We start from the raw sequence: 8,183 nt of genomic DNA on the forward strand, positions 1-8,183 counted from the left end.
TCATATAATACTGTCAATTTCCATATAAAAAATGGGATGCGGAAACTGGATTGTGGCAGCAGAACGGTCGCTGCTATAAAGGCAATCAACATGGGAATCATAGAATTGTAAGGAGATCTCTTACTTCGATAAAAGGCAGACTCACAATCAGAGTTTAACGCTGGCAAGAACTGTGCATTCTTTACGGCGCCAGACCTTGAGTTGCACCCTCGGTGCGTGGCTGCACTAGTCGGACAAGATCGGGAGTGACTGCTAGCCCGTTTTTCTCACCGCATCTGGCGCTAGGCGGTGTTTTGGCCTGGCCAGGAGCCGGTATCGTGCTCCGATCCCGAAGACGATGCGCAATCGCCGCGTGTGTGCGGCGATTTGAGCTTGTGCAATGTACCTCTTTTGTTGGCGGGAAGGGTTCGGGTCCTGCGGCGCCATCTGGCCGCGGCGCGTATTCGGGCGTGTGCCAGGGCGAATTCGTCGGCATAGGGACACGCCGAAGCCATCGCGACCTTGATGCGCCGTACCGAGACGCGGACCCGCGCACCGATTTTCAGTAGCTTCAACTCGATCGTGCCGCAGGTGGGCTCGGCGAGCCGGGTGTGGGCGAGGCCGAGGCGGCGCAAGGCGCAAATGAGAACGTAGACAAACGAGGCAAACCAAAGCCGCAACGATTGGCGCGCAGGTATGGGCGCTGGTGCGATCGGGTAGACGGATAGCGCCCGTGCCGCCCAGCGCTCTGGCTTGAGGACGACACGATAAAGCGCGGATTGGCACCCAGCGTCGTGCACTCGGCCTGAGCCACAGCCCTTCTTTCGTCAACCACAGGAAAGTCGCCAAAGACGCGTGCGACCTGTGACCTGCCACGGGTAATTTCCTCCATCTGAGATTAGAGTCCGGCCTCGATTGAAGGACGGACTGATGAAGAGAAGGCGGTTTACAGAAGCAGATCATCACGGTTCTGCGTGAGCATGAGGCGGGAGCAAAGGCGGGCGACCTGGCGCGCAAGCATGGGATCTCCGAGGCGACGCTGTATAACTGGAAGGCGAAGTATGGCTGATGGACGTCTCCGATGCCAAACGGCTGAAAGCCTTGGAAGACGAGAACGCGAAGCTGAAGAAACTGCTCGCCGACCAGATGCTCGAAGCGTCGGCACTGCGCGAGCTTCTTTCAAAAAAATGGTAGGGCCCGCCGCCAAGCGCGAAGCCGTCGCGCATCTGCAGGCCGTCATGGGCGTGTCGGAGCGTCGGGCCTGTTCCTTCGTCGGTGCCGATCGCAAGATCGTCCGCTATCGGTCCCGGCGTCCGCCGGAGACGGAGCTGCGCAAGGTTACGCGACCTCGCCAACGAGCGCCGCCGCTTCGGCTATCGACGCCTGTTCATTCTGCTCCAGCGCGAGGGCGAGCCATCAGGGGTCAATCGCATCTACCGGCTCTACCGCGAGGAGGGCCCGACGGTGCGCAAGCGCCGGGCACGGCGACGAGCGGTCGGCACGCGGGCGCCGATCCTGGTTGAGGCGAAGCCGAACGCGCGCTGGTCGCTGGACTTCGTCCATGATCAGTTCGCCTGCGGGCGGCGGTTCCGGGTGCTGAACATCGTCGACGACGTGACGCGCGAATGCCTTGCCGCGATCCCGGACACGTCGATCTCCGGCCGGCGCGTTGCTCGGGAACTGACTGACCTGATCGCCTGGCGCGGCAAGCCGGACATGATCGTTTCCGACCACGGCACAGAGTTCACCTCGAACGCCATCCTCACCTGGTCGAAGGATCATCGCGTCGAATGGCACTACATCGCGCCGGGCAAGCCGATGCAAAATGGCTACGTCGAATCCTTCAACGGCCGAATGCGCGACGAGCTGTTGAACGAGAGCCTGTTCTTCGGCCTCGACCACGCCCGCAGTGCCATTGCCGAATGGAGGCAGGACTTCAACACCGCGAGGCCGCATTCCTCGCTCGGCTACCAGACCCCGGCGGCCTTCGCCGGAACCCTAGCCGCAACCGGCTCCCACGCTGCGCTCAATGAAGGCTTCGCGTCTCCGCCGGTTGCTCAAACCGCGCGATACGGCGTAACAGAAACGGTCGAGGCTCTAATCGTCACTGGATGAAAGTTCAGTGGCAGGTCACCTGACCACTTGCCTTGGACCCCGGCAGGCTTCCGCCAGGCGGGGGCGATCTTCGTTACAAGCCGCTCGTTGCGGGCGACCCCGAAGACATAGTCGACGCGGTTTTGCTCGCACCAGGCCATCAGCGCCTCGCGGGCAAGCCGGGATCGGCGCAGGATGGCGCGGACCTCGGGGCCACGACTTGCGGATTTGCCTCACGATCCGCGCAACCTCCTCGACGCTCCCTTGCTGGCGTGAATGTTGGAACGCCTGAGCTTTGCCGCCAGCAGATGCCGGCCGCAGAAGACGTAGAGCGGCAGGTGGCACTAGCCCTTGTAGCACGTTCTGGGCTGGGGACGCCGCACCCTTCGGCACCCCCTCGTCTGGTAGCTTTCTGCCGAGATGGTTCTGACCGATATCGCTGCGGACTGGACCGAGTGCGTGCCGGTCGCCAGGTTCACGTTGACTCTCTAGTTGGGTTTCAGCCTCGGCCTTGGCTGGACGATCCAACATCTCTCCAATGTGTTTGTGACGATCCTACCATTCTAGGTAGGCGCACTGGTCGAGCTTGCCGTCTATAACCCTACGAAGCCATTTTGATTCCAATTTCGATGCTATGGCGCCATCATTTGGTCGAGGAAAGACTATGCTTGAAGAGAATACCTCAAACTCCTTACTTGCCTTCGAAACCCTCGAATCGAACGTGCGAGCGTATTCTCGAACGTTTCCTGTTGTGTTCAGGAAAGCTGCGGGAGCCATTCTCGAGGACGAGAATGGCTCAGAGTTTATCGATTTTCTCTCCGGCGCGGGCGTCCTCAACTACGGTCACAATGATTCGGATTTTCTAAATGACGCAAAGAAATACCTGGAGTCAGGCGGAATTATTCATGGGTTAGACATGGCTACTTCTGCAAAAAGAGAGTTTATGGAGTATTTTGACGCCACAATATTACGTCCACGTGACATGACATACAAATTTCAGTTTCCCGGTCCTACCGGGGCCAATGCCGTGGAAGCGGCGTTAAAGCTCGCACGGAAGGCCACGGGTCGGCAAACTGTAATTTCATTCACCAACGGCTTTCATGGAGTGAGCTTGGGCGCGCTTGCGGTAACGGGTAATCGAACCCACCGGGGTGCGGCAGGATTAACGCTAGTCGGTGCAGTGTTCATGCCTTATGACGGCTATTGGGGAGCCGATCAGGACACTTCGGAATATCTGGGCAAGGTGCTTGCTGATGCAAGCAGTGGTGTCGATCTTCCTGCTGCCATCATTCTGGAAACAGTTCAAGGCGAGGGAGGCATAAATCCTGCGAGCAAGATTTGGCTGCAGTCGCTCGAGCTACTTTGCCGAAGGAACGGCGTCCTTCTGATTGTTGATGACATTCAGGCAGGTTGCGGACGAACAGGTAGTTTCTTCAGTTTCGAATTTGCCGATTTATCGCCAGATATAATTGTTTTGTCAAAGTCTCTCAGCGGCTGTGGACTGCCGCTATCCCTTTTGCTGCTCAAACCTGAAATAGACGTTTGGCAGCCCGGCGAACACAATGGAACATTCAGAGGCAACAATCTCGCGCTTGTGACTGGGGCTTCTGCGTTACGAAAATATTGGACGGATGAAAAGCTGTCTCACGGCGTTACGGAAACAGGGCGAATTCTCAACCAGCGCCTTCAGCAGATTGCTCAAAGTAGCGGCGATCCTAGCCTTTCCGTGCGCGGAAGGGGCATGATGCTCGGGCTCGATTGCAATACAGGCAAACTGGCCGAGAAAATCGTGCACAGGGCCTTTGAAGGTGGGCTGGTGGTAGAGCGATGCGGCGCGGAGGACCAGGTTGTCAAGCTTCTTCCCCCTTTGACGATCGATGGGGAGACGCTTCAACGCGGTCTCGACATATTGGACAGTTCTGTGCACGCAAGCGTCTAATCGGTCGAGGCTGTATGCATAGACAGTGGGGTGATTTTCTTTATCCGCCGCAGCGGAATCGAAGATGGACAGGATCACGCTCCGGGGTCGACCGTCCGCCCCGTTGAGCCCTTCCCAATGTTGTGCCGTGCCGATCAAGCATCTCTGACCTAACAGCTTTGCAGATTGCCGACAACGTGATTGGTGGAACATGAATGCGACGATTCTGAAATTCGGGGGCTCTTCTTTTCTGCATCCCAAGGACTACGGGCGAATTGCTGGGCATCTGGCCGACCGACTGGCGGCTGGCGAACACAAAATCGTTGCCGTGGTCAGCGCGATGTCAGGCACCACTTGCAACTTGAAAGCGGTCATGCTCGACGTCAACAAGCAAGCATCGCCATCAAATCTCGATGGGGCACTTGCGACCGGAGAGATGCTCAGTGCCTCCCTTTTGGAGGCTGCCATCAGCCGGCTGGGTATTCCAGCCATATCTTTGAACGGATATTCCCTTGGAATACGTACGAATTCGGATTTCGGTCGCGCGTCTATCAAAAGCGTGGACCCCACGCCAATCCTGGCAGCACTGCAGGAGCATCACGTCGTTGTTGCCGCGGGTGCCCAGGCAATTGATCAGTCCGGTCGGTTAACGTTTCTCGGCAGAAACAGCTCTGACCTGTCAGCTATCGCAATTGCGTCCATGTTGGGAGAGCACACTTGCGAAATCTACTCGGATGTTCCAGGCGTCTATACGGCAGACCCTTACTTGGTCGCAGGAGCACAACTGATTCCGGAGATTTCTTATCGCGCGATGCTACAGATGTCGCGACATGGTGCGAAGGTACTGCACCACAGGGCGGTGCATTACGCCGAAACGCACAACGTCACCATTGTTTGCAAATCGCTGACCAGCGACGGCGTCATCACCGGTACGATCGTGACTGGCCATGGGAACGCCCGCTCTGTGACCGTAGCTCGCGAGATCCCGGTGTTTTCGTGTGCCACCCTTGAAGAATGCGACAACCTTTGCGCGCTTCTTGCTCGACACGACATCAACGCGATCCGCGTGGAGGACGGCCACGGGGTAGTGATATGCATTGTAAGCGATATCGATTTTGCCCTTCGACTTGTCGCACTGTCGGACACTGTCCCGGTGTTCATTGGTTCAAAAAACGTGGTGACGGAACTCGATTCTTCCGTGTTGCGCGTCCACGTGGTCGGCGATTATGACCGGGCCATTGCCTTGGCACGCCAAATCCACGAACGAATGTATCCTGCAGCCGTTGGCGCACCCTCTCGGTGAGAATGGCTGGGCAGCCCTCCAGCCTATATCTGCTGCTCATTCGCACAACAATACGCCGGGAAATCCACGGTAATCCATTTGGGTCTGGATGCCTCCTCATGTTTCCATCGTTCACGCTGATGCTGGTTGCTGGTGGCGCAGCCGTTTTGCGCCGCTTTAGCCGTGATGCGGGCGCAGTTCGCCTTCATGCCAAATAGTATCGAACCTGCTAGCCGGTCAGTGCGGGCGCCCACGCCGACCGCCGCTACCATTGTGATGAAAATGTGGAGGCGCGACCCCACGATCCGGATATCGACTGGTCTGGACCTATTGAGTCACTCAAGCTGAGCATGCAATGTGCCACGCCGCGAGCTATGAGCTTTCGTCAGCAGCAGCTGCAGACTAGTAGTGATGGAAAGACGGAATTACATCTGCCGGTGATCAACCCGGCGACAGAGAAGGTATTTGGCTCGCTGGCCGGAGCTTTCGGCGTCGGCCTGGTCGAAGCGACGAAGCCTCGCTTCGGCAGAGCGAACCCGCCGGGCTTGATTGATAGCGGCGACCCTGCCGACGCCGGCCAATTCCCGACGGACCGGTCGACGAGACGGACGAGAGCGTTGCAGCTCAGAGTCTCGGACGACCGTGGCGCAGCGGATGCAGAGGCATAAAGGGCGCCGAAGCGATTGGCCAGGAATTCCGGCAACTTAATCTGCTCCTGGCAGATCAGTCCCTGCTGCGGCAGCCGGCCGTTAGCCAGCAGGTCGAGCACAGTGCAGATGCCAGCCGCCGTGGTCGCCTGGATGCGCTCGTCGGCTTGCCGTTGATCACCTGATAGTAAATTTTGTTGAAGTAGGTTTCCTGGATCAGGCGGCCCTGCTTGTGTCCGCTGACAATGACAACAGTTCACGCCCTCGCTCAGACGAAGATCGTGAAGCAGCGCCTTCATTCGGGCGGCGTGACCTGGATAGCGGATACTGCGATAATTCAGCGTCCCCACTCGGGCCTGCAGGGCATCGCATAGCGTGCCCAAACCACCGGAAGTATTGAAAGCCTCATACCGCGCGCCGTCGACAGAGAACTCCTCGTACTCCTCAAGCGCTGGGACTTCCACACGTTGGCCATTGGCGATCGCCTCGCAAGGCTCGCAATCGGTTGATCACCCCATCGGTGCTCCAGGTCAGATTGTAATGCAGCGCGTTAGCTGGATACTCTGGCAGAGCGCCCGTGCGCAGCCGCACCGCGTCGACACGGTCGAATCCGGCAGTAAGATGATGCGCTACGATCGAGATAAAGCCGGAGCGAGGGCGCATTGTGGGACCGGCGGCCAGCATTTTGCTCTGGCGCGTACTCCCGACATCCTCGGTCAGATCAAGGTAATGCACCCCGGCGGCAACTGCAGCACGGGCAATGCCGACAGTTAGACGTAGCGGCACCGCGCGAGCACGGCGAATTTACCCGCAGTACACTGCACAACTGTTCCGGATCGTCGGCGTCCAGCGTTGCCGTACGCAAACGGGGATGCGCGGGAAGCCTCGCTAGCGAGGCCGCCGTCGCATCTGCTGGCTAATGACCTCTCCTTCAGCGGGCACGCATCGCCAACTCGGATTGCACGAGGTCGAAACGGATGGTCGCGCCGACTTGCCCGCCGATTCCATCTGCACTGTTCCGGATCGTTTCGACGAGGTTTTCGAGAACAGCATAGGGTGTGCAACTCTGCCGGCCTCGATGAAATTTTCCCAGCAGCAGCAAGGCGCAGTGCTTGTCGGGTCGGGCGCAGAAAACCAAGGAGCCACTGTCCTCGATTTCCTGCACAAGGAACGCGTCGTCGGAGGCTATGCCCGAAAGCTGCTTGTAAACCCGACGCAGCCTTGGTCGAATTGCGACGTAGTCCTCCGAGGATTCAATAATGCCGGCAAGGGATAGATACGGCAATCTTGCCGAGCTCTGCAGCCATACTTCACTTCCGTCGGCTTTGAGAAACATTTTCAATCTCCCCGTTATTTAGAAGTCACCAGATCGTGCGGCAAAGACGGTCCTTTGCCGTGACCCGCAGCATCCTCACCCGTTCGCTCTCGCAGCTGAGATCGCGCAGAAATGTCCGCGTTAAGGAGGGCCCCAATGGTTCTTCCACTCAGGCATTTTGTTCACAAAAGATATGCCCCTTCGGATTTGAATAGGCAAGAAGAGATCTACTAAGTTGCAATAAGTTATTGTTACCTTCGTAATTCTAGCGCATTGTTTTCGTAAAAAATAATAGTCAACAATTTACGGCTGCTAGCTAGCTGTGAGCTTTCGGGAGGTTGTCCATTCGGACCGGACCGAGGAGACTGGAGTTACCAGGCTTCAGCACTCACCGGAGGGTCCGAATGAACATCCATAAGAATGCCCGTCTCACGCCGCTGCGTCGAGAGGAGATGGCGCTGTCGGTGATAGAAGGCGCTTTCTCCAAAGCCCATGCGGCGCGCGTCTACGGCGTGTCGGCCAAGATCGTGGCGCGCTGGGTCGAGCGCTACAAGTCCGAAGGGCGGCCCGGCATGATCGACCGTTCCTCGCGGCCCGCCCATATGCCACAGGCCACCGCTGCGTTGATCGCCGAGCGCATCATGGCGCTGCGGCGGCAACGTTGGACCGGCAAGCACATCGCCCATGAGGTCGGCGTCTCGCCCGCCACCGTCAGCCGCGTTCTCAAGCGTGCTGGACTGTCGCGACTGAGAGATATCGAACCGGCCGAGCCGATCCGACGCTACGAGCGCGAGCATCCCGGCGAGATGATCCATGTCGACATCAAGAAGCTCGGTCGTTTCGAGCGCATCGGTCATCGCATTACCGGCAAGCGCACCGGCAATGCCAGCTCGCGCGGCAGCAGTTGGGAGTTCGTCCATGTCTGCATCGACGACGCCTCCCGCATCG

General features: G+C 58.2%; 5 protein-coding genes and 4 pseudogenes. 5 read left to right on the plus strand and 4 right to left on the minus strand.

Annotation, left to right across the window (positions count from 1 at the left end; translation table 11 throughout):
• Positions 1-111, plus strand: a 111-nt coding sequence (locus EN749_RS24660; protein WP_145990990.1) for a LuxR C-terminal-related transcriptional regulator, incomplete at its 5' end; no start/stop codon positions are given.
• Positions 112-425: 314 nt separating this feature from the next.
• Here the strand turns inward: EN749_RS24660 and EN749_RS24665 are convergent.
• Positions 426-757 (minus strand): annotated as a pseudogene (locus EN749_RS24665) (transposase); the annotation flags it as partial.
• A gap of 152 nt (positions 758-909) precedes the next feature.
• Between EN749_RS24665 and EN749_RS24670 the strand changes: the two are divergent.
• A pseudogene (locus EN749_RS24670) lies at positions 910-2,094 on the plus strand (IS3 family transposase).
• A 56-nt stretch (positions 2,095-2,150) separates the two neighbouring features.
• Here EN749_RS24670 and EN749_RS24675 read toward each other — a convergent pair.
• Positions 2,151-2,417, minus strand: a pseudogene (locus EN749_RS24675) (transposase); the annotation flags it as partial.
• A gap of 320 nt (positions 2,418-2,737) precedes the next feature.
• Between EN749_RS24675 and ectB the strand changes: the two are divergent.
• Together ectB and EN749_RS24685 are read left to right on the plus strand one after the other, a co-directional pair.
• Positions 2,738-4,012, plus strand: coding sequence for a diaminobutyrate--2-oxoglutarate transaminase (ectB, locus tag EN749_RS24680; RefSeq protein ID WP_095517148.1), 1,275 nt, complete (start codon positions 2,738-2,740; stop codon positions 4,010-4,012).
• Between the two features lie 190 nt (positions 4,013-4,202).
• Complete coding sequence (locus EN749_RS24685; protein WP_095517149.1) at positions 4,203-5,294, plus strand: uridylate kinase; 1,092 nt, start codon at positions 4,203-4,205, stop codon at positions 5,292-5,294.
• A 640-nt stretch (positions 5,295-5,934) separates the two neighbouring features.
• Here the strand turns inward: EN749_RS24685 and EN749_RS38995 are convergent.
• Together EN749_RS38995 and EN749_RS24690 are read right to left on the minus strand one after the other, a co-directional pair.
• A pseudogene (locus EN749_RS38995) lies at positions 5,935-6,785 on the minus strand (saccharopine dehydrogenase C-terminal domain-containing protein); the annotation flags it as partial.
• 66 nt (positions 6,786-6,851) lie between these two features.
• On the minus strand, positions 6,852-7,256 hold the full coding sequence (locus EN749_RS24690; RefSeq protein ID WP_095517152.1) for a hypothetical protein: 405 nt from the start codon (positions 7,254-7,256) through the stop codon (positions 6,852-6,854).
• A gap of 383 nt (positions 7,257-7,639) precedes the next feature.
• Between EN749_RS24690 and EN749_RS24695 the strand changes: the two genes are divergently transcribed.
• A partial coding sequence (locus EN749_RS24695) for a leucine zipper domain-containing protein (protein WP_128364153.1) occupies positions 7,640-8,183 on the plus strand: 544 nt, incomplete at its 3' end.

Origin of the sequence: Mesorhizobium sp. M7A.F.Ca.ET.027.02.1.1, assembly GCF_004022985.1 — a bacterium.
Lineage (GTDB): Bacteria > Pseudomonadota > Alphaproteobacteria > Rhizobiales > Rhizobiaceae > Mesorhizobium.

Bases quoted from the DNA above. Each gene is read 5' to 3' on its own strand.
- EN749_RS24685 (WP_095517149.1), top strand. From the start codon at position 4,203: ATGAATGCGACGATTCTGAAATTCGGGGGCTCTTCTTTTCTGCATCCC.
- EN749_RS24690 (WP_095517152.1), bottom strand. From the start codon at position 7,256: ATGTTTCTCAAAGCCGACGGAAGTGAAGTATGGCTGCAGAGCTCGGCA.
- ectB (WP_095517148.1), top strand. From the start codon at position 2,738: ATGCTTGAAGAGAATACCTCAAACTCCTTACTTGCCTTCGAAACCCTC.